Origin of the sequence: Pseudomonas sp. S3E17 (genome assembly GCF_024168685.1) — a bacterium.
GTDB classification, from domain to species: domain Bacteria; phylum Pseudomonadota; class Gammaproteobacteria; order Pseudomonadales; family Pseudomonadaceae; genus Aquipseudomonas; species Aquipseudomonas marginalis.
Genome location: NZ_JALJWE010000001.1, coordinates 6614148 through 6632945, shown reverse-complemented (window position 1 = coordinate 6632945; position 18798 = coordinate 6614148). Strand labels below are relative to the sequence as shown.

General features: G+C 59.1%; 22 protein-coding genes. 10 read left to right on the top strand and 12 right to left on the bottom strand.

The genetic code is table 11. The features are described 5' to 3' along the window. Positions 1-56 precede the first annotated feature (56 nt). Both J3D60_RS30155 and J3D60_RS30150 read left to right on the top strand, forming a co-directional pair. On the top strand, positions 57-425 hold the full coding sequence (locus J3D60_RS30155) for a hypothetical protein (protein WP_065939978.1): 369 nt from the start codon (positions 57-59) through the stop codon (positions 423-425). 5 nt (positions 426-430) lie between these two features. Next, on the top strand, positions 431-913 hold the full coding sequence (locus J3D60_RS30150) for a GreA/GreB family elongation factor (RefSeq protein WP_027606983.1): 483 nt from the start codon (positions 431-433) through the stop codon (positions 911-913). Positions 914-917: 4 nt separating this feature from the next. Here J3D60_RS30150 and cysB read toward each other — a convergent pair whose 3' ends face one another. From cysB to J3D60_RS30125, 5 genes are all read right to left on the bottom strand, one after another. Further along, positions 918-1892, bottom strand: a complete 975-nt coding sequence (gene cysB / locus J3D60_RS30145; RefSeq protein ID WP_003189876.1) for an HTH-type transcriptional regulator CysB — start codon at positions 1890-1892, stop codon at positions 918-920. A gap of 104 nt (positions 1893-1996) precedes the next feature. Beyond that, the gene (locus J3D60_RS30140) at positions 1997-2497 is read right to left on the bottom strand and encodes a universal stress protein (RefSeq protein WP_027606982.1); all 501 of its coding nucleotides are present in this window, start codon (positions 2495-2497) and stop codon (positions 1997-1999) included. 53 nt (positions 2498-2550) lie between these two features. Beyond that, positions 2551-3468: a 5'-nucleotidase gene (locus J3D60_RS30135; RefSeq protein ID WP_065939979.1), complete on the bottom strand. Its 918-nt coding sequence runs from the start codon at positions 3466-3468 to the stop codon at positions 2551-2553. 15 nt (positions 3469-3483) lie between these two features. After that, complete coding sequence (locus tag J3D60_RS30130) at positions 3484-4437, bottom strand: putative 2-dehydropantoate 2-reductase (protein WP_253493785.1); 954 nt, start codon at positions 4435-4437, stop codon at positions 3484-3486. Then, entirely contained in the window at positions 4434-4820 is a 387-nt protein-coding gene (locus tag J3D60_RS30125) for a co-chaperone YbbN (protein ID WP_027606979.1), read from the bottom strand. The genes J3D60_RS30130 and J3D60_RS30125 overlap by 4 nt, the downstream gene beginning before the upstream one ends. Between J3D60_RS30125 and J3D60_RS30120 the strand changes: the two genes are divergently transcribed. Beyond that, positions 4819-5253: a PilZ domain-containing protein gene (locus J3D60_RS30120; protein ID WP_065939981.1), complete on the top strand. Its 435-nt coding sequence runs from the start codon at positions 4819-4821 to the stop codon at positions 5251-5253. The two genes, J3D60_RS30125 and J3D60_RS30120, sit on opposite strands and share 2 nt — an antisense overlap. A gap of 130 nt (positions 5254-5383) precedes the next feature. Next, positions 5384-6460: a 3-deoxy-7-phosphoheptulonate synthase gene (locus J3D60_RS30115; RefSeq protein ID WP_065939982.1), complete on the top strand. Its 1077-nt coding sequence runs from the start codon at positions 5384-5386 to the stop codon at positions 6458-6460. 77 nt (positions 6461-6537) lie between these two features. Here J3D60_RS30115 and J3D60_RS30110 read toward each other — a convergent pair whose 3' ends face one another. Next, positions 6538-6819 (bottom strand): GNAT family N-acetyltransferase, encoded by a 282-nt coding sequence (locus tag J3D60_RS30110; protein WP_027606976.1) that lies wholly within the window; start codon positions 6817-6819, stop codon positions 6538-6540. A gap of 611 nt (positions 6820-7430) precedes the next feature. Here J3D60_RS30110 and oprI point away from each other — a divergent pair. Continuing rightward, positions 7431-7682, top strand: a complete 252-nt coding sequence (gene oprI, locus J3D60_RS30105) for an outer membrane lipoprotei OprI (RefSeq protein WP_003172710.1) — start codon at positions 7431-7433, stop codon at positions 7680-7682. A 138-nt stretch (positions 7683-7820) separates the two neighbouring features. On the opposite strand, the gene J3D60_RS30100 is transcribed toward oprI, so the two are convergent. From J3D60_RS30100 to J3D60_RS30090, 3 genes are all read right to left on the bottom strand, one after another. Beyond that, positions 7821-8789 (bottom strand): L,D-transpeptidase family protein, encoded by a 969-nt coding sequence (locus tag J3D60_RS30100; protein WP_253493784.1) that lies wholly within the window; start codon positions 8787-8789, stop codon positions 7821-7823. Positions 8790-8863: 74 nt separating this feature from the next. Further along, on the bottom strand, positions 8864-9157 hold the full coding sequence (locus tag J3D60_RS30095) for a hypothetical protein (protein WP_003172705.1): 294 nt from the start codon (positions 9155-9157) through the stop codon (positions 8864-8866). Between the two features lie 58 nt (positions 9158-9215). Then, positions 9216-9821 carry an arylesterase gene (locus tag J3D60_RS30090; protein ID WP_065939983.1) on the bottom strand — a complete coding sequence of 202 codons (606 nt, stop codon included), beginning with the start codon at positions 9819-9821 and terminating at the stop codon, positions 9216-9218. 10 nt (positions 9822-9831) lie between these two features. On the opposite strand from J3D60_RS30090, the gene J3D60_RS30085 reads away from it, so the two are divergent. Together J3D60_RS30085 and J3D60_RS30080 are read left to right on the top strand one after the other, a co-directional pair. Next, a complete protein-coding gene (locus tag J3D60_RS30085; protein WP_253493783.1) occupies positions 9832-10515 on the top strand; it encodes an ABC transporter ATP-binding protein in 684 nt (227 codons plus the stop codon). Next, positions 10515-13025 carry an ABC transporter permease gene (locus tag J3D60_RS30080; RefSeq protein WP_065939984.1) on the top strand — a complete coding sequence of 837 codons (2511 nt, stop codon included), beginning with the start codon at positions 10515-10517 and terminating at the stop codon, positions 13023-13025. The genes J3D60_RS30085 and J3D60_RS30080 overlap by 1 nt, the downstream gene beginning before the upstream one ends. Before the next feature lie 46 nt (positions 13026-13071). Here J3D60_RS30080 and greB read toward each other — a convergent pair whose 3' ends face one another. After that, the gene (greB, locus tag J3D60_RS30075) at positions 13072-13545 is read right to left on the bottom strand and encodes a transcription elongation factor GreB (RefSeq protein ID WP_027606972.1); all 474 of its coding nucleotides are present in this window, start codon (positions 13543-13545) and stop codon (positions 13072-13074) included. Between the two features lie 111 nt (positions 13546-13656). Beyond that, on the bottom strand, positions 13657-14619 hold the full coding sequence (locus J3D60_RS30070; RefSeq protein ID WP_065939985.1) for a hypothetical protein: 963 nt from the start codon (positions 14617-14619) through the stop codon (positions 13657-13659). A gap of 212 nt (positions 14620-14831) precedes the next feature. Here J3D60_RS30070 and J3D60_RS30065 point away from each other — a divergent pair, with 212 nt between their 5' ends. From J3D60_RS30065 to J3D60_RS30055, 3 genes are read left to right on the top strand one after another with little or no spacing between them, the layout of a single operon-like run. Further along, positions 14832-15758 (top strand): ATP-binding cassette domain-containing protein, encoded by a 927-nt coding sequence (locus J3D60_RS30065; RefSeq protein ID WP_065939986.1) that lies wholly within the window; start codon positions 14832-14834, stop codon positions 15756-15758. After that, entirely contained in the window at positions 15755-16480 is a 726-nt protein-coding gene (locus J3D60_RS30060) for an ABC transporter permease (RefSeq protein ID WP_065939987.1), read from the top strand. The genes J3D60_RS30065 and J3D60_RS30060 overlap by 4 nt, the downstream gene beginning before the upstream one ends. 15 nt (positions 16481-16495) lie before the next feature. Next, positions 16496-18241, top strand: a complete 1746-nt coding sequence (locus J3D60_RS30055; protein WP_253493779.1) for a Gldg family protein — start codon at positions 16496-16498, stop codon at positions 18239-18241. A 4-nt stretch (positions 18242-18245) separates the two neighbouring features. Here J3D60_RS30055 and J3D60_RS30050 read toward each other — a convergent pair whose 3' ends face one another. Further along, on the bottom strand, positions 18246-18554 hold the full coding sequence (locus tag J3D60_RS30050; RefSeq protein WP_253493778.1) for a class I SAM-dependent methyltransferase: 309 nt from the start codon (positions 18552-18554) through the stop codon (positions 18246-18248). Between the last annotated feature and the right edge of the window lie 244 nt (positions 18555-18798).

The window sequence follows — 18798 nt, the reverse complement described above, 5'->3', positions numbered from 1 at the left end:
CACAGTGGCTGTGCGACAATCGCCGCCATGCCGTTAATGCCTGCCAGGAGGCCATCATGTCCGATCGCTCGTTGTCGCTGCCCAAGCTCACGCTCGCCATTGCCCTGGGGGTGTGGCTGGGATTTATCGCCATTGCACTGACCACCTGGCTGGCGTCGCGCTATCTGTTCCCGCAGAGCCTGGCGCCTGTGGCCCAGGCCGTTGAGCAACTGGGTAAACCCGCACCGGTTGCGCCGGAGCCGCCGAACCGTATGTTCGAGCAGTACCAACAGAACCTGCAGAAGCAGGAACAACAGCAAGCCTTGGACCAGGCCCGCAACAACGCACGCAACCTGTCCAACCCCAAATGCCAGTTCTGGCTGCAGCAGGACCAGAACGCACCGAATGAAAAGACCCGGGCCAATGTCCTGCAATTCTGCGATTGATGACCATGAATAAACACGCCGTTCACCAGCTGATCCTGGAAAAACTCACCGTCGACCTCGACATCGCCCAGCGCGCCGCGCAGACCGCCTACGAAACCGCGACCCACGAAGAAAATATCGCCGAAAACAAATACGACACCCTCGGGCTGGAGGCGTCTTACCTGGCAGCCGGGCAAGCCAGGCGCGTCGAGGAAATCAAGCAGGCGCTGGCGCTGTGCCAGAACCTGCCACTGCGTGCGTACGATGATCAACGTGGCATAGAAGTCGGCACATTGCTGGGCCTGGAAGACGAAAACGGCCGCCAGCAGTGGCTGTTCCTGGCACCGGATGCGGCGGGTTTGAAGGTGGACGTGGTCGGGCAACCGGTGACCGTCATCACCCCGCGTTCACCCTTGGGCAAAAGCCTGCTGGGCAAGTTCGAAGGTGATGAGGTGGAGATTCTGGTGGCAGGCGCCCGGCAACACTTTACGGTTACCGAGGCCAAATAACCCCTTAATGGACGGGCAATTCCACGCCGTCGAACAGCTCTTCCAGTTCCTGCTTGTTGTGGCACTGGATTGCCTTGGCCATGACTTCGCGGGTCAGGTGCGGGGCGAACTTCTCGATGAAGTCGCACATGAAGCCCCGCAGGAAGGTGCCACGGCGGAAGCCGATCTTGGTCACACTGGACTCGAACAGCTCGCTGGCATCCAGCACCACCAGGTCTTTATCGAGGTTGGTATCGACGGCCATCTTGGCGACGATGCCCACGCCCAGGCCCAGGCGCACATAGGTCTTGATGACGTCGGCGTCGGCGGCGGTGAACACCACTTTCGGCGTCAGGCCACGATGGCTGAAGGCTTCGTCGAGCTTGGAGCGGCCGGTGAAACCGAAGACGTAGGTGACGATCGGGTATTCGGCCAGGGCTTCCAGGGTCAGCTTCGGCAACTTGGCCAATGGGTGGCCCTGGGGCACGACGACACAACGGTTCCAGCGGTAGCACGGCATCATCACCAGGTCACCGAACAGCTCCAGGGCTTCGGTGGCGATGGCGAAGTCGACGGTGCCGTCAGCGGCCATCTCGGCGATCTGCATCGGCGAGCCTTGATGCATGTGCAGCGCCACGTCCGGGTATTGCTTGATGAAATCGCGGATCACCGGCGGCAATGCGTAACGCGCCTGGGTGTGGGTCGTGGCAATCGACAAGGTGCCTTTCTTCTCGTTGGAGAATTCCTGGGCGATCTGCTTGATGCTCTCGACTTTGCGCAGGATCTCGCCGGCGGTGGTGATGATGCGTTCACCGGCCGGGGTGACACGGGTGAGGTGCTTGCCGCTGCGCGCGAACACTTCGACGCCCAGCTCGTCTTCGAGCAGGCGGATCTGCTTGCTGATACCGGGTTGGGAGGTGTAAAGGCTTTGAGCGGTAGCGGAAACGTTGAGGTCGTGGTGCGCCACTTCCCAGATGTAGCGCAGTTGTTGAAGCTTCATATGTGTCCCTCAAAGCAGATAGACGCCACGGGTATCAGCGACGGTATATAACTATATTAAAGGTTTGACGGATAAATCTAGAACTTTTTATCGTTTCTTACCCATCACACGTCATCACTGCGTCGACGCTGTAACGCAGGCACCAGGTAAACCGGCACGCTAGACAACTGCAGCACCCGTGCAGCGGTGCGCCCAAGCGGTGTGGCGGCCGCCGTGGCATGGCTGTGGCTGCCGACGATCAACAGGTCGACGGACAATTTGCGCAACTGCTCGAGTATCACTTCGCACGGGTCGCCCTGAATCACCCGTACCGAGCGAATCAGTTCAAGATCCTGGCCCTCATCCCCCAATTCTTCGCGAAAACTGTCCAGCACCCGTTGCTCGATGGTCGCCATGACAGTGCTCAGCCCCTGGCTCTGCCATTCACTCAAGGCCTTCTCATCAAGGTAGCTCTGCAACACCGATTCGGCGAACAACCCGATGGGCTCGACCACATGAATCACATCCAGGTCAGCCTTGAACGTTCGCGCCAGCGCCAGTGCATGTTGCATCACATACGGCGCGTACAGACCAAGGTCCGTGGCGTACAGCATCGAACGAATCATAAAACCTCCCGGACGGCCAGGATGGAGGAGATTGAATGAGCTTAGCAGCGCGCCTAGGTCTCGGCCTGAATCCTCATCTCGTTACTGATGCCATGGGGCACATGCCCGGTGGCCACCACCTCCCTGGCTTTCTCACAGTGACCGGCCTGGTCATCGAAAAACACATCCGCGGCAAACGCCTCCAGGAAGGCGGACTTTTCCAGGCCGCCGAGAAACAGTGACTCATCCAGGCGGATGTCCCACTCACGCAAGGTCCGGATCACCCGCTCGTGGGAAGGCGCCGAACGGGCGGTGACCAAGGCTGTGCGGATCGGACAGGCCTCGTCTGGAAACTCACGCTGCAACAAGTTGAGTGCCGCCAAGAAACCCTTGAAGGGGCCACCGTGCAAAGGCTGGCGTGCCGACTCGCGCTCGCTGGCCTGGAACGCCTCCAGCCCGCCAGCCTGATACACGCGCTCCGACTCATCGGAGAACAGCACCGCGTCACCGTCGAAGGCGATCCGCAGCTCTTCGCTGGACGCCCGGCGCGGACCGCCCGACAGAATCGTCGCGGCGGCAAAGCCGGCATCGAGGGCGCTGCGTACATCTTCAGCATGGGTGGAAAGAAACAGGTGACAGCCAAACGCCGCCAAATAAGGATAAGGACTACGCCCACCGACAAAGGCTGCGCGGGAAATATCCAGGCCGTAATGCTGGATGGAATTGAACACGCGCAAGCCGGTGTCGGCACTGTTGCGCGACACCAGCACCACCTCGACCCGAGCACGGCCCAGACTGGCATTGAGGCTCAGCAGCTTCTTGACCAGCGGAAAGGCGTCACCGGGCTCGAGGATCTCTTCCTCGTGTTCGATCTGGTATTTACGGTAGGCCTCCACCCCTTGGGCCAGGTAGACCTTGTGGCTGTCACTCAGGTCGAACAATGCCCGCGAGGAAATCGCCAGCACCAGTTTGTCGCCCAATCCCTTTGCCATGGTACGTCCCCCGAATCAGCGGTTATGCCGATCAATAAAGCTCAAGGCCTGGTACAGCGCCTGCATTCGTGGCAATTCGCAACCCGCGGCCTTGGCGGCAGCGAGCGGTCGCCCATAGATCGCCGCCAGTTCCAGCGGGCGTTTATGTATATGGTCGTGGTACATGCTGGGCAGGTAATCGTCCATGGTTTCCGTCATGGCGAACATCTGCTCGGCGTAACTGCCGGGGATTTCATGACCGCAGGCATGGGCGCCCTGCACCACTTCGGCCATCAGCGCCTGGATCAGCTCACGGCTGGATTCGTCCGCCATCATTGCCGTGGTGCCAGTTCCCAACAGTACGGAGAGGCCATTGTAAGGTACGTTCCACACCAGCTTGTGCCAGCGGGCCTGATGCACATTGGCCATGGCCTGGGACTCGATGCCGGCCTTATGAAACAACGCGGCACCGGCTTCGACAATAGCCTTCTGGCGGGCCTCATCGTTGGCGGCCGTGCCGCTGTGGTAGCCCAGGTTGACCCGGCCCAACGCCTGATGCTCGACAACGCCAGGCGCGGAGCGGTGTACGCCGATGTAGCACAGCCCGCCCAGTAGATGCAGGGATGGCGGCAGGTGTTCACGCAGACTGTCTTCGACATCCAGGCCGTTTTGCAGCAACACCACTTTGGCGTCCGGCGCCGCGACCTGGGCGAGGGTCGGGGCCAGCTCGACATTGCCGGTGGACTTGGTGCCCACCAGCAACCAATCGCACGGCGGCATGTCGGCAGCACGGGCGTAGGCTTGCACCGGGTGCAGGTGCAAGTTGCCATGCACGCTGCTATTGACGCGCAGGCCGTGCTCGCTGACCGCTGCATATTCGCTGCGCAGCAGGAAGTGCACGTCGAAGCCAGCACGTGCCAGCATCACTCCATAGAAGCCACCAATGGCGCCGGTGCCGATAATGCCGATACGTGGCGACTGTACTGTCATGGCAGTTCCTCCGGAGTGCGGCTAAGTGCTTGGTCAATGGTTTCGGTCAGGTCAGAAAGCGTAAGACGTGTCTGTATTTGCCCGAGGAACTGACCCTCGCACACCACGAACAACGCCGGCAAATGAAAGATCTGGTAGCGTTCGACCGCACCGCCATTGTGCCCGGCATCCACCCAGCACACGCGGTCCACCGGCAAACGCCAGCCCGGCAACTGCTGGCGCGCCCAACGGCAACTGGAACACCCCACGCTGGTGAACACCACCAGCGAAATACCTGGCAATCCCAGCAATTGCTGGTCAATATCCAGGTCGGTCAATTCCAGTTCCTTCACTATACTGCTGCCACCGCCGTCAACTGGACGGTGCTCGGAGTCCGTGTACATGGGTCGTTTTTTACCTCACCCTGATGATGTCGCTGTCGAGTTAATCCAACGCCCCTCTCCTGCCGTCCCCCGCCAACGCCTGCACACTATCGGCCTGGGCGGCGTTGCCTGCAATTGGCCCCGCGCATGGCGCCAGGGCACGGCCGTTGACCTGCACATTCCCTCCCTGGGCGCCACGGCCCGCTATCCGGGGTATGTGGCGTGGTGTCGCAAGGTGGAAAACGGCTACCGCGTGGGCATTTCGTTTACCGATGAGCATGCGTTGTTCGGGGCGCGAATGGGTGAGCAAGCATGCCGGATAGAGCGCTACTGCCGCCAGCACGAAGATGCCGAGCCGACCCCGCAGCAACTCGAAGCCCTGGCCCGTGAGTGGGTGGCGCGCCACGCCGGCGAGTTCGCCCATGAGACGTTTGTGCGGCCAGCGCTGGATTAAAGCGGGCTTTGCCCATTGTCGCGGGCCCGTGTTACGCGCTAAGGTTCCTCCCCCCTGCATTCAAATCATGCTGTGCCCGCCGCACGGGGATGGCTGGCGGCCGGCACCCGTGACCCTGGCGAGTAACACGATGGCTGATTTACCGATCAATGACCTAAACGTCGAATCCAACGAGACCCTGATCACACCCGATCAGCTCAAGCGCGAAATCCCTCTGAGCGACGCTGCCCTGCAGACCGTCACCAAAGGCCGCGAAGTCATCCGTAACATTCTCGATGGCACCGACCACCGCCTCTTCGTCGTGATCGGGCCATGCTCGATCCACGACCTCAAGGCTGCCCACGAATACGCCGAACGCCTCAAAGTGCTGGCGGCGGAAGTGTCCGACACCTTGTACCTGGTGATGCGCGTGTATTTCGAGAAACCGCGTACCACCGTGGGCTGGAAAGGCTTGATCAACGACCCGTACCTGGACGACTCGTTCAAGATCCAGGACGGTTTGCACATCGGTCGTAAATTGCTGCTGGACCTGGCCGAAATGGGCCTGCCCACCGCCACCGAAGCCCTCGACCCGATCTCCCCGCAGTACCTGCAGGACCTGATCAGCTGGTCGGCCATCGGCGCGCGCACCACCGAGTCGCAGACCCACCGCGAAATGGCATCCGGCTTGTCTTCGGCCGTAGGCTTCAAGAATGGCACCGACGGCGGCCTGACCGTGGCGATCAACGCGCTGCAATCGGTCTCCAGCCCTCACCGTTTCCTGGGTATCAACCAGGAAGGCGGCGTCTCCATCGTCACCACCAAGGGCAATGCCTACGGTCACGTGGTGTTGCGCGGCGGCAATGGCAAGCCCAACTATGATTCGGTCAGCGTTGCGCTCTGCGAGCAGGCGCTGAACAAGGCCAGGATCAAGCCAAACATCATGGTCGACTGCAGCCACGCCAACTCCAACAAGGACCCGGCCCTGCAGCCGCTGGTAATGGAAAACGTTGCCAACCAGATCCTCGAAGGCAACCAGTCGATTATCGGCCTGATGGTCGAGAGCCACCTGAACTGGGGCTGCCAGGCGATTCCAAAGGACCTGGCCGACTTGCAGTACGGCGTGTCGATCACCGATGCCTGCATCGACTGGTCCGCCACCGAGAACACCCTGCGCAGCATGCACGCCAAGCTCAAGGACGTATTGCCGAAACGCAAACGCAGCTGAACCTGTATCTGAAGTGTGCGCACACAAAAACGCCGGGCTGAGCCCGGCGTTTTTCATGCTGCGTTTTATGGTGTGCGTTATAGCTTCGCGGCATGACGCTGGTGGCGCTCCATGTAGCGTTCGACATAGGAGCACGACGGGATCACCGTGTAGCCTTGCTCTTCGGCAAACTTCAACGCTTCCTCGGTCAACGCAGCTGCAATGCCACGGCCGCGCAGTGCGTTGGGCACGAAGGTCCGATAGATGTCCAGGGTCTGCTTCCCGAGGTCCATATAGGTCAGATAGGCACGATGACCGTCCACATTGGTCTCGAACTGATGACCAGCCTGGTCATGGTGGATGGACAACGCCTCGCTCATCACTACTCCTCGCGGGTCTTGGATTCTGACCCCTACCTTACCGATGTTTTTCCGGCGAAGGAACATCTACGCCACCCCGTGCCGGTTTCGACAACGAGAAAACCTTGAGCGCTCACAACCAGCACGTAGGGAATAGTAGGCACCAATCCTGTAATTGCTCAAGGCGTACCCGTCATCCCTGCCGCTGGCGGATATAGAAAGGGCCTCGATCAACCGGTGATCCAAGGCCTGAACATTGCCGGCAGTTGAACCTTGAGACGAACAGACGCTCTTAAAGTCACCTCTACATGCACAAAAGATGCGGGGCGTGGTAAAGGCCAGCCAAACGAAAGTGTCAGCCTCGATATATAAAATTTCATCTATTTACAAGGCTTAACACATGCGGGCCGGCCCTCTCAGCCTGGATCCAATCTCCGTCAGACTGCAAAAAACTGTACGGTTTTTATACGAATGTCCAAAAGATTAGCCAAAATAGATTCGGCACAAGAATTTTTTTTGCTTCTTGCGCTACGTCAGTTTACTTACTACAAGTAATGGGTAGTATGTACGCCGGCTATTAGCTCACTCTGAGAAAGTAGCCATTTAATAGAAAGTCCTTGAAGGGGAACACGATGAACAACGTTCTGAAATTCTCTGCTCTGGCTCTGGCCGCAGTTCTGGCTACCGGTTGCAGCAGCGTCTCCAAAGAAACCGAAGCTCGTCTGACTGCAACTGAAGACGCAGCAGCTCGCTCCCAGGCCCGTGCAGACGAAGCCTACCGTAAAGCTGATGAAGCTCTGGCTGCTGCTCAAAAAGCACAACAGACTGCTGACGAAGCTAACGAGCGCGCTCTGCGTATGCTTGAAAAAGCTAGCCGCAAGTAATAATCCCGCGGGATTGTTATCAAGCCGATCCATTCTTGGGTCGGCTTTTTTATTGCCTGCGATTCGAACCAGAACCCCGCGCAATAAAAAGCCCGCCGCAGCGCAAGGCCGTGGCGGGCTCAGGAGCGGGCCAGTCGCTTATTGCTGCAGGTCGATCGGCGCGCTGGAAGCTATCGGTGCACCACCTGGCACACCGATCTCGGTGGGCAGGCCATCTTCGGCCGCGACCACATCACGCACCTGATCCCAGTTCACCCGCAGGTTATTGGCCAGGTCTTCACGCTTGAGCAAGGCGTTGATCACTGCCGTGTGCTTGTCGACCACCGATGGTGTGCCGTCGTCGTTCAGGGGCGTGTGCGCTTCGAGGTAGACCTTGCCGCCGCTGCTGCCGAATTTGTAGGCATCGTTGATGATCCGCACCGACGTCCCCACCGGGACCATGCTGGCCATTTCCAACACGTTGTTGTTGAACATGCGGAAGCAACCGTGGCTGGTACGGGTGCCGATGCCGAACTTCATGTTGGAACCGTGGATGAGATACCCCGGCGTCCCCAGGGTGAACTTGAACGGCCCCAGGGGATTGTCCGGGCCGGCCGGCACCACATTGGGCAGCGGGTCGCCGTTGGCGGCGTGCTCAGCCTTGATCGAGGCCGGCGGCGTCCAGGTCGGGTTCGGCGTCTTGGCGATGATGCTGGTGTGCGCAATGGGCGAGCCCCAGCCTTCACGACCAATCCCAAGCGGGAAGGTGTAGACCACGTCCTGCCCCTTGGGGAAGTAGTAGAGCCGATACTCCGCCAGGTTGATCACGATGCCTTCACGGGGGCCCGGAGGCAGGATGAAGCGTGTCGGCAGGACGATCTCGGTCCCCGCCCCCGGCAACCAGGCATCGACGCCCGGATTGGCCGCGACCATTTCCGAATAGCCCAGGTCGTAGGTGGTACCCAGGTCGGCAAAGGTGTCTTCGTACTTGGCCTTGATCACCTGGACCTGCCCGACGATGTCTTCGCCGGGTGGAGGCAGGGGCAACTGCAAGGCGGCGGCAGGACCGGCCGCACACAAGGCAGCAAGAGACAGGCAGCAGGTGACGACGGAAAGGCGCGACAACATCCGGAAAATCCTTCGCAGAACGACGGGTAGGTAAAAATCGATTGTATACGTGAAGCGGGCTTCTAGCTGCCCCCCTACAACTCGAAACGCAACTCGGGCCAGATCGGCGGCGTGCCACGCTTCTGCGACTCGAGGATCGCCCGGCACAAAGGGCACAGGCGCTGGTCCTGGAAAATCGAACGGTCGACCAGGGACCAGCGCGGCTGCGCCGGCAATAACGTACCGCACAGGGTGCGATCGATGGAGCCGCCCAGTTCCAATTGACGCGTCACCAGATGCACCCGCACTTCCTGGCAGGCGAACAGATCCAGCTGCTCGTCCGGCTCGATCAGTTGGTAGTTAAACAGGGACCAGGCAGGACGCGACATCGGGGGCTCCAGATCGGGGGGGCGCCACCTTAGCCGAAAGCCTGCCGGTAGAAAAGCGTCATAGCAGCGGTTTTAGCGTCGGCCAGACATTTTCCAGCAATTTGCCCTGGGCGCCGAGAGCCGGGTGAAGTTGATCAGCCTGCATCAGCTCCGGATGACCACCCACGCCTTCAAGGAAAAACGGTACCAGCGGGATGTTTTTTTCCTTGGCCAGCGTGCCAAAGACTTCGGCGAATGCCGTGGTGTATCGCGGACCATAATTGGGCGGCAACTGCATCCCCAATAACAGCACCTTGGCACCGCCGGCCTTGGACTGATCAATCATCGACGCAAGATTTTGTTTCAATTGCGCCGGTGGCTGCCCACGCAAGCCATCGTTACCACCCAACTCGATCACCACCACGTCCGGCTTATGCTCTGCAAGCGCCGCCGGCAGGCGCGCCAGGCCTCCGGCACTGGTGTCGCCGCTGATGGAGGCATTGACCACTTTATCGTCGAAACCTTCCTTCTTGAGCCGTTGCTGCAGCAATGCGACCCACCCTTTGCTGGTATCCAGGCCGAAACCGGCACTGATACTATCGCCAACGATCAGGACTGTACCCGCCGCTGCGTTCTGGGCCATGCACATCAAGGCCAGGCCAGCACTCAAAAACCACATTCGCATCGGATTCTCCATGGGCGCAATCATTCTCACCGCGCGGAACCTCAGCAAAGTGGTTCCCAGCGCGGAAGGTGAACTGACTATCCTGCACGAACTGAGCCTGGAACTGAACAAGGGCGATAGCCTGGCTATCGTCGGCAGCTCCGGTTCGGGTAAATCCACCCTCCTCGGCCTGCTCGCCGGCCTCGACCTGCCCAGCAGCGGTGAAGTCACCCTCGCCGGCCAGGCCCTCAGCGCCCTCGACGAAGACCAGCGCGCGCGCATCCGTGCCGAACACGTGGGCTTTGTGTTCCAGTCGTTCCAACTGCTCGACAGCCTCAATGCGCTGGAGAACGTCATGCTGCCGTTGGAGCTGGATGGCCGCAAGGACGCCCGCGAACGCGCCAGACACCTGCTGGAGCGCGTCGGCCTCGGCCAGCGCCTGACCCACTCACCACGCCAGCTTTCCGGAGGCGAACAGCAACGGGTGGCGATTGCCCGCGCCTTTGCCGCCGAACCGGACGTGCTGTTTGCCGATGAGCCGACCGGCAACCTCGACAGCCACACCGGTGAGCGCATCAGCGACCTGCTGTTCGAGCTCAATAAAGAAAGCGGCACGACCCTGGTGCTGGTTACCCATGACGAGCGCCTGGCTCATCGTTGCCGACGCCTGATCCGCCTTGAAGCCGGCCTGATGGTCGCCCCCCTGGAGCCTTGATGGCACGTTTGCCGCTGTTGCGCCTGTTCAGCCTTGCCCTGCGCCAATTACTGCGCGATGCCCGCGCCGGCGAATTGCGTGTGTTGTTCTTCGCCCTGTTGGTGGCCGTGGCGGCCAGTACCGCCATCGGTTATTTCGGCGCCCGCCTCAACGGCGCCATGCTGTTGCGCGCCACCGAGTTCCTCGGCGCCGACCTGGTACTCGAAGGCAGCTCACCGGCACGCCCCGAACAAATCAGATCCGGGACCGAACTGGGCCTGGATCACGCCCGTGTGGTTGAGTTTTCCAGCGTCATTGCCACCGACAATGGTATCCAGCTCTCCAGCATCAAGGCGGTCAACGAGCAGTATCCGCTACGCGGTGAGCTCAAGAGCGCAGCAGCCCCCTTTGGGGATGAAACCCCGGGCGGCGGGCCGAAACCCGGTGAAGCCTGGGTCGAATCGCGGCTGCTGACGGCACTGGACCTGAACGTCGGCGACAGTATCGATGTGGGCATGAAGACCTTGCGCCTGGCACGCGTACTGACCTACGAACCGGATCGCGCTGGCAACTTCTATAGCCTGACACCCAGGGTAATGATCAACCTGGCGGACCTGGACGCCACCGGCGTGGTCCAGCCGGGCAGTCGCGTCAGCTACCGCGAGCTATGGCGTGGCCCGCAGGCCAGTACCGCGCTGCAAACCTATCGAGACCTGATCAAGCCGGGGCTCGCCGCCAACCAGCGTCTTCAGGACTCACGGGACGGCAACCAGCAGATCGGCGGCGCCCTGGGCAAAGCCGAACGCTACCTGAACATGGCCAGCCTGGTGGCCGTGCTGTTGGCCGGCGTGGCCGTGGCCCTGTCGGCCAACCGCTTTGCCACCCGCCGTTTCGACGCCAGTGCGTTGCTACGTTGTCTTGGGTTATCGCGACTCGAGGCCATGCTGCTGTTCAGCCTGCAATTGAGCGTACTGGGGTTACTGGCGAGCCTGGCCGGCGCCCTCCTCGGTTGGTTGGCACAGTTTGGCCTGTTCTATTTCCTGCACGACCTGTTGCCGGCGGATGTTCCACCGGGTGGACTGTTGCCGGCCATTGCCGGGATCGGCACCGGGCTGGTTGCTCTCGCGGGTTTCGCGCTGCCACCGTTGGCCGCCCTCGGTCGCGTACCGCCGCTGCGAGTACTGAGGCGCGACCTGCTGCCTATCCCGTCCAGCACCTGGATGGTCTACGGCGCCGCGTTGTTCGCCCTGGGCCTGATCATGTGGCGCCTGAGCCTCGACCTGGTGCTGACCTTCGCCCTGCTGGGCGGCGGCGTGGTCGCCGCGCTGGTTCTGGGTGGCTTGCTTCTGCTGCTGTTGCAGAGCCTGCGGCGCCTGTTGGCCCGGGCGTCCCTGCCGTGGCGCCTGGGCCTGGGCCAACTGCTGCGCCACCCGCTGGCGGCGGCGGGCCAGTCCCTGGCGTTCGGCCTGATCCTGTTGTCCATGGGCTTGATCGCCTTGCTGCGTGGCGAATTGCTGGACACCTGGCAAAACCAGCTGCCCAAGGACGCCCCCAACTATTTCGCCCTGAATATCCTGCCGGCCGATAAGGACGCCTTTGGCGCCCGTCTGCTGGAAGTGCAGGCGCAATCCGCGCCGCTGTACCCGGTCGTGCCAGGACGGTTGATCAGTATCAATGGCGAGCCGGTACAGGAAATAGTCAGCAAGGACTCCAGCGGTGACCGCGCCGTACAACGGGACCTGAGCCTGACCTGGGCCGCCGACCTGCCGCCGGGCAATACCCTGACCGAAGGCTCATGGTGGTCGCAACAACCCACCGATGGAATTCCAGGAGTCTCGGTAGAGGCCAAGGTCGCGCAGAGCCTCAAGCTCAAGTTGAACGATCACCTGGTGTTCACCATCGCCGGGGAAAACCGTGAGGCACGGGTTGCCAGCCTGCGAACCATCAACTGGGATAACTTCCAGCCGAACTTCTTCATGATTTTCCAACCGGGAACCTTGACGGACCTGCCGGCCACCTACCTGACCAGCTTCTACCTCGCGCCAGGGCATGATCAGCAGATCGTTGATCTGTCCCGCGCCTTCCCGGCGGTGACCATCCTGCAGGTCGAGGCGCTGCTGGAGCAACTGCGCAGCATCCTCGCCCAAGTGACCCTGGCGGTGGAGTACGTGTTGTTGTTTGTGCTGGCCGCTGGGATGGCGGTGCTGTTCTCCGGCCTGCAAGCCACCTTGGATGAGCGCATTCGCCAAGGTGCACTGCTGCGAGCACTGGGCGCGGAGCGCAAGCTGCTGGTCAAGGCACGGCGCATCGAGTTCGGCTTGCTGGGCGCAGTCAGCGGCTTGCTGGCGGCGCTGGGTACCGAGTTGGTGACGTGGGTGCTGTACCGCTATGCCTTCGACCTGGCCTGGCAACCGCACCCCTGGCTGTTGCTGCTGCCTGTGATCGGCGCCGTATTGATCGGCGGTGCCGGGGTGTTCGGCACACGCCGTGCGCTGAACGCCAGCCCGCTGACGGTATTGCGCGAGGGCTGAGCGGTCCATGACCCGCCTGCCTCACGGGGGGGCGGGTCAACGTCGCTTACTTCACGTACTCGATAGCGGTGATCCACCAGCACACCTCACCTCCAGGGGTCTGCACGATGGCCTCATCGTCGACTTCCTTGCGCAGCAGCGCACGGGCCATCGGTGAATCGATGGAGATATAGTCCATCCGATCATAAATCTCGTCATAGCCGACGATACGAAAACGCTTGGTCTCGCCCTGCTCGTTTTCAATCTCGACCCAGGCGCCAAAAAACACCTTCCCTTCCTGCTCGGGCATGTATTCCACCACACGCATGTCTTCCAGGCGCTTGCGCAAGTAACGCACCCGCCGGTCGATTTCACGCAGCAGCTTCTTGTTGTACTGATAGTCGGCATTCTCGCTGCGATCCCCCAGGGAAGCAGCCCATGTCACCTTGCGCGTGGTATCCGGACGCTTTTCGCGCCACAGGTAATCCAACTCTTTCTTCAGCGCTTCATGACCTTCTTTGGTTATCAGCTTGGTACTCAAACGCATGCATCCCCAGGCAATGTCCATAGATGCCGATAGGCCAGGAAATCACACCCTGGCGTCGGTTCGCTGGCAGATGATAAATGAACCCGAGAAAGTAGCCAGGCCGGTCTAACCATCCAAGGCCTGATCCAGTTCAAGCAGCACACCTCGCAGGCTCTGGCGCAAGCCCGATACTTGCGAGGTCATCACCTTCAGGGCCTCGGTTCGCTGACTGACTGCCAGGGACTGGTCATGCAGTTGGGCGGTGCGCTGCTCCAGATCCCGGACCCTTTCATCCAACTGGGTTTGCTCCTGCTGCAATCGGGCCTGCCATTGATCAAGCGCCGCTTCCCTCTCCACTGCAGCGAGTTTCTGTTGGGTCAGCTCCTGAGCGACACGAGCGAGGTTGTTCAACGTACTGCCCACTTCGGACAAAGTACCGTCATCCGCGGGTGCCGGCTGCGGCTGCGGCGCCGCGGGGCTTGGGACAACAGGTGCATCCTGAGCAATGGCCACAGGCGCATCAAACGACATCTCTCGGGGCTCTTCTACAACAGGTTCATGTACAGGCTCGGGGGACTTCCCCCCCCTGACAGGTGAACTCATTTTCGACGAGAAACGGATGGAAGGCACAATCAATGAAGCACTTTCGATTGCCGGCATCACTGGCGCAGACATTCCCCAGGTGATCACTTTCATCACCAGTGCCTTCTTGATGATCACCGAGTGATGTTCTTCGGGCCTTGCAGGCGGCAGCTTGCAGCCTTTCAAATCAATAAAATGATAAGGAACCTGAGTTTCGGTAACACCCGCCTTGGCGCCTGCCGCCACCGATGTAAGAATCTGCTTGAAGACATGCATTGCCACATGCAGGTCTTCCTTAGACTCGACACCGCTCAGAAAATACCGATCAAGTTTTTTGCGCAAGGCTGCGATATAAACTCTGGAACTCGCCGGCTCAACCTCTTCATCCAAGCTATAGACAAGGAAATTGGAGGCAATCTGACCTACAGCAAACCCACAGAGCAATGCACCGTTGACCGGAGCATCCTGACCGTCGCGTTCAAGAACAAGGGTACGTAGAAGCATCATGGTAATCGGGCCTCCTTACAAAATTCGAAAAGTCTCTATAACTTTCAGACATTCACTCAACAATTAAAGGTTAAAAACACAAAACAATTGTTTCAGCGACCTGCCTGGCGCGCACGTAGGACTTTTCCTATTAATGCAGAGCGGCGTTCCCAAAAACAGCTATTACTCGTACCCTCTTCAAACTCTCCTCTTCTACGACCACACCACGCTAAATGATCGAGATAATCAACCTGACAAAACATTTAAACAACAAAAAAATAATCAGCGATTTTTCATTCAGCGCAAATAAGCAGGAATGCCTGGGACTATTCGGAGAAAATCCTACAGTTAAAACAGCCCTTCTCGATGTAATATCGGGCTCAAGCACTCCTTCCAGCGGGCATATAAACATTCAAGGCTTCAGTACTAAAACCCACCCATTTAAAACAAAAAAACTCATAGGTTACCAACTGCATAGGAGTGTCAGTCATCCTACGATGTCGGTTAAAGAGTTCCTTGACTACATCGCAGCCATTCGCGGACTGCGCGGCACCGAAAAACGCGCTCAGGTAGAATATGCCGCTACACGGTTGGAGTTGTTGCCGGTGCTCAACGCGCCCCTCAAGGCTCTCTCCATGGGGTTGGAACGCAAAGTCGCCATTGCCCAGGCCATCCTGCACACCCCGGCATTGCTATTACTGGATGAACCGACCGAAGGGCTGGCATCTGATCAGAAATACAAACTCAGAAGCCTCATCCAGTCATTGACGCAGGAAATGACAGTGATCGTCGCTTCCCGACACAGCGATGAATTGTCCGAATTCTGTACGCGCGCGCTGGTTATCGCAGGCGATCGTCTGGTGGCCGATGCCCCCATGCCGGATTTGCAACGCGACTCTCGCCATTTCCAAGCGGTCACCCTCACCGCAGATGCCCCCTTGGATCTGCTGGCTCTCGCCGTACTGCCAGGGGTGGCAGGCATTGAAGAACATCGACACGCGCCCGGCACGGTGACGGTCCTGGCTATGCCGGGGCACACCATCTACCCCCATATCAATACGCTCATCGCCAATCGCCGCTGGAAAATCAACTCACTGAGCGTGGAGCCTGGTCGCCTCAGCGACGTAGTTCACCATCTGAGCCGAGAGATCCCCCGTTGAAACTGCTGCCCGTCATTTTCAAGCGTCAACTCGCCCACTATGCCGGAACACCCGGCACTTATCTGAGCATTGCGATTTTTTCAGTACTGTCCGTGGCATTGGGGTTGCACATGAGTGCGTGGCCGGAACAGGACAGCAGTCACTTGCAGATTTTCTTCCAGCTACACCCCTGGCTCTATTTGTTGCTGATTCCTGTGCTGGCAGCACAACTCTGGGCGGACGAGTCCAATGCCGGCTTTCTCGACCTGATGAAAACATTGCCCATCACCACGTTTGAATGGGTTATTGGCAAATTTTTAGCAGCCTGGGTCGTGGCGGGTACCGCCCTAATGCTGACCTTCCCTCTCGTGATCATTGCCAACTACCTGGGCGTGGCGGACAACAGCATTATTGCCTCGCAATTTTTGTCGAGCTGGCTGCTGGCTGGCAGTTATCTCGCCGTCGGTTTTTTTATTTTCACACTGGTGCGCCAGCGCACAGTCCTTTTCATACTGACAGTGTTCTTAATGCTCATCGTCAGCGCGCTCTCTTATTTACTCGATACACTTGAACACCAAGCCCCAATTGTGGCGGTAGACAGCTTGGTTTCCCTCAGCCCTTTTTCGAGATACAGCGCTATCGACAACGGAAAGTTGACACTTCGCGACACGCTTTACTTCATCAGCATGATCTTAGCGTTTCTCGCAGCGACGACCGTAACTCTCAACTACAAACACAGCTGAGAAGGAAAGCCCTCCATGCGACCTACTCTGCGCACCGGCATGACACTCACTGTCATCCTGTTACTATTCCTGGCGTTTAACTTAGTTTGGGTAGGAAAGATTCCGGATATTCGATGGGATTTCTCACAAGGAAAAACTCATACCCTATCGCCTCAAGTACGACAGTTACTCGCGTCATTGGAAAGCCCTATGGATTTGTATTTTTTCAATGCCCATGACGCCCCTGAACGAAGCTACGCCTTGAAGCGCTATGGCAAGCGCATCGAAGACCGGTTGATGGAGTACGAAAAAGCAGCGAAAGGCATGATCAACCTGCACCTTATAGATCCCATGCCTTTTTCAGAAGACGCCTACAAAGCCAGGTTGTTTGGCCTCGACAACAATGGGGGATTCATGGGCCTGATCGGTACCCGAGCCGGCTACGGGGCACAACGTATCGAATCATTCAGCTTGGACCGTGAGCCATTGCTCGAATATGAAATCAGTCATTTGATCTACAAGTTGCAGCATCCGGAGCGCCCCGTTATCGGACTGCTATCAGGGGTGGCGATGGGAGAATCCTCTGGTCGATTGTTGAAACAACTGCAGCGACATTTCAATCTGGTTAACCTCGAAGCGGCCACCGACCCCGTACCGGAACAGGTCAAGACGCTCATGGTCGTGCATCCACAGGCGTTACCTGAGCAAGCGATGTATCAGATTGAACAGTTTGTCTTGAAGGGCGGTAAGTTGATGGCATTTATCGACCCCCTGAGCGAGCAAAGCTCGAACATCACATCCGCCAACAACCGACTGCCTGATTTGCTTGCCGCTTGGGGGATACAGATGCCAGCGGACAAATTTCTGCTGGACCACCGCTACGCGGCGTCGCTCCCCCTTGTGAACGGGAAGCTCACAGTGCAGCTTCCGGGCCGGTTGACCCTGCCCCGGCAGGCGATGAAGACAGACGACCCGAGCACCTGGAAATTGAATACCGTGACGGTATCGAGCAGCGGCGCGCTCTTTCGCCGTCAGAAAGGTCGCACCACCCTGACCCCTCTTCTATACAGCTCCGGGCAATCCGAGTTGCGGGAGACCAAGCGGCTTGCCTCAGCACCCGAGTTCGATTCAGCGGCCGATGAGGCCTCCAGCCAAGCGCAACGCCATGTGATTGCAGCCCGTATAGAGGGGCCTGCCTATTCAGCATTTCCCGATGGTATTGGAGGACAGCCGGCAGGTGTGCAAAAAGCGGCGCAGATCCATGTGGTGGTAGTCGCCGACACCGATTTGCTCACGGATCAAGTCAATAGCCCAGCGCCCGACGGCAACACGCTGTTTATCTTGAATACGCTGGATAACTTGTCCGCCGGTGATGTATTGACCACTATTCGCCCGCGCGCGCCGGCGCAACGATCGCCGAACAGGCTGGACCAGATGCGCGACAGCGCCGCACACGCTTACGCGCAGAAGGCGACTGAATTGGAACAACGCTTGCTACGAACAGAACAGGAATGGCAAATGCTGCGCCCAACGCAGATCACACTCGGCTCCCAGACAGTAGACACCACCACCCAATTGGTTGCACTCAACAAGGAACGCCTGCGCTTACCAATGGAATTACATGCCTTGAGGGCCGAGGCATACGCGCAGGTACATCGCCTGGAGTTCGTCATAAAAATGGTTGTGACCTTGGCGATCCCCCTGACGCTATGCCTGGTTGCCTGGGTGGTTTTTCGCTGCAATCGACGGCGTCGACTACAGGCGGGAGTCGCGCTCTACTGAGCGTTCAACGCCTGGCAATCAGGCCCTGCCGGGCAATGCGGGTCAATTGTCGGATGACTTCCTGCGCGTCGCTGGCGCTGGGGGCCTGGATAACCGCAAGATCGAAGCTGTTATTCGCAAACCGGGCAAGAGAATCGCCATCTTCCACAAACTGAATCAAGAATGCCGATGGCCGCCCGCTACGACGTGGCCACCCGTCCAGATAACGTAAGAGCGTAGGCTGATGCTTGCCGCCCAGGAGGATTTTTGGATTGCGCGGGGTGAGGTCCGCAGTGATCGGGGCCAGGCGTATCAGGGGGCGTAGTGCATTCATCGTGTCGTGTCTCTGCCTCAAAAGTCTGCGGGCAGGTGAGAGGCAACACCGAACCAGCGCTTTAGCGGTATTTCGAAGTTGCCTCCTCAGGGGAAAACAGGCTTCTGTCGGGTTCTATCAAGACCCAGTGGCGCCCCGCAATTAGCTGTTTAAATCGGCGCATGCGCAGCATCCTAGAGAAGCCGGTGGGGCGGTGTCAAGAATCCCGAGCAACGAAAAGGCCCACACAGTGGTGGGCCTTTTC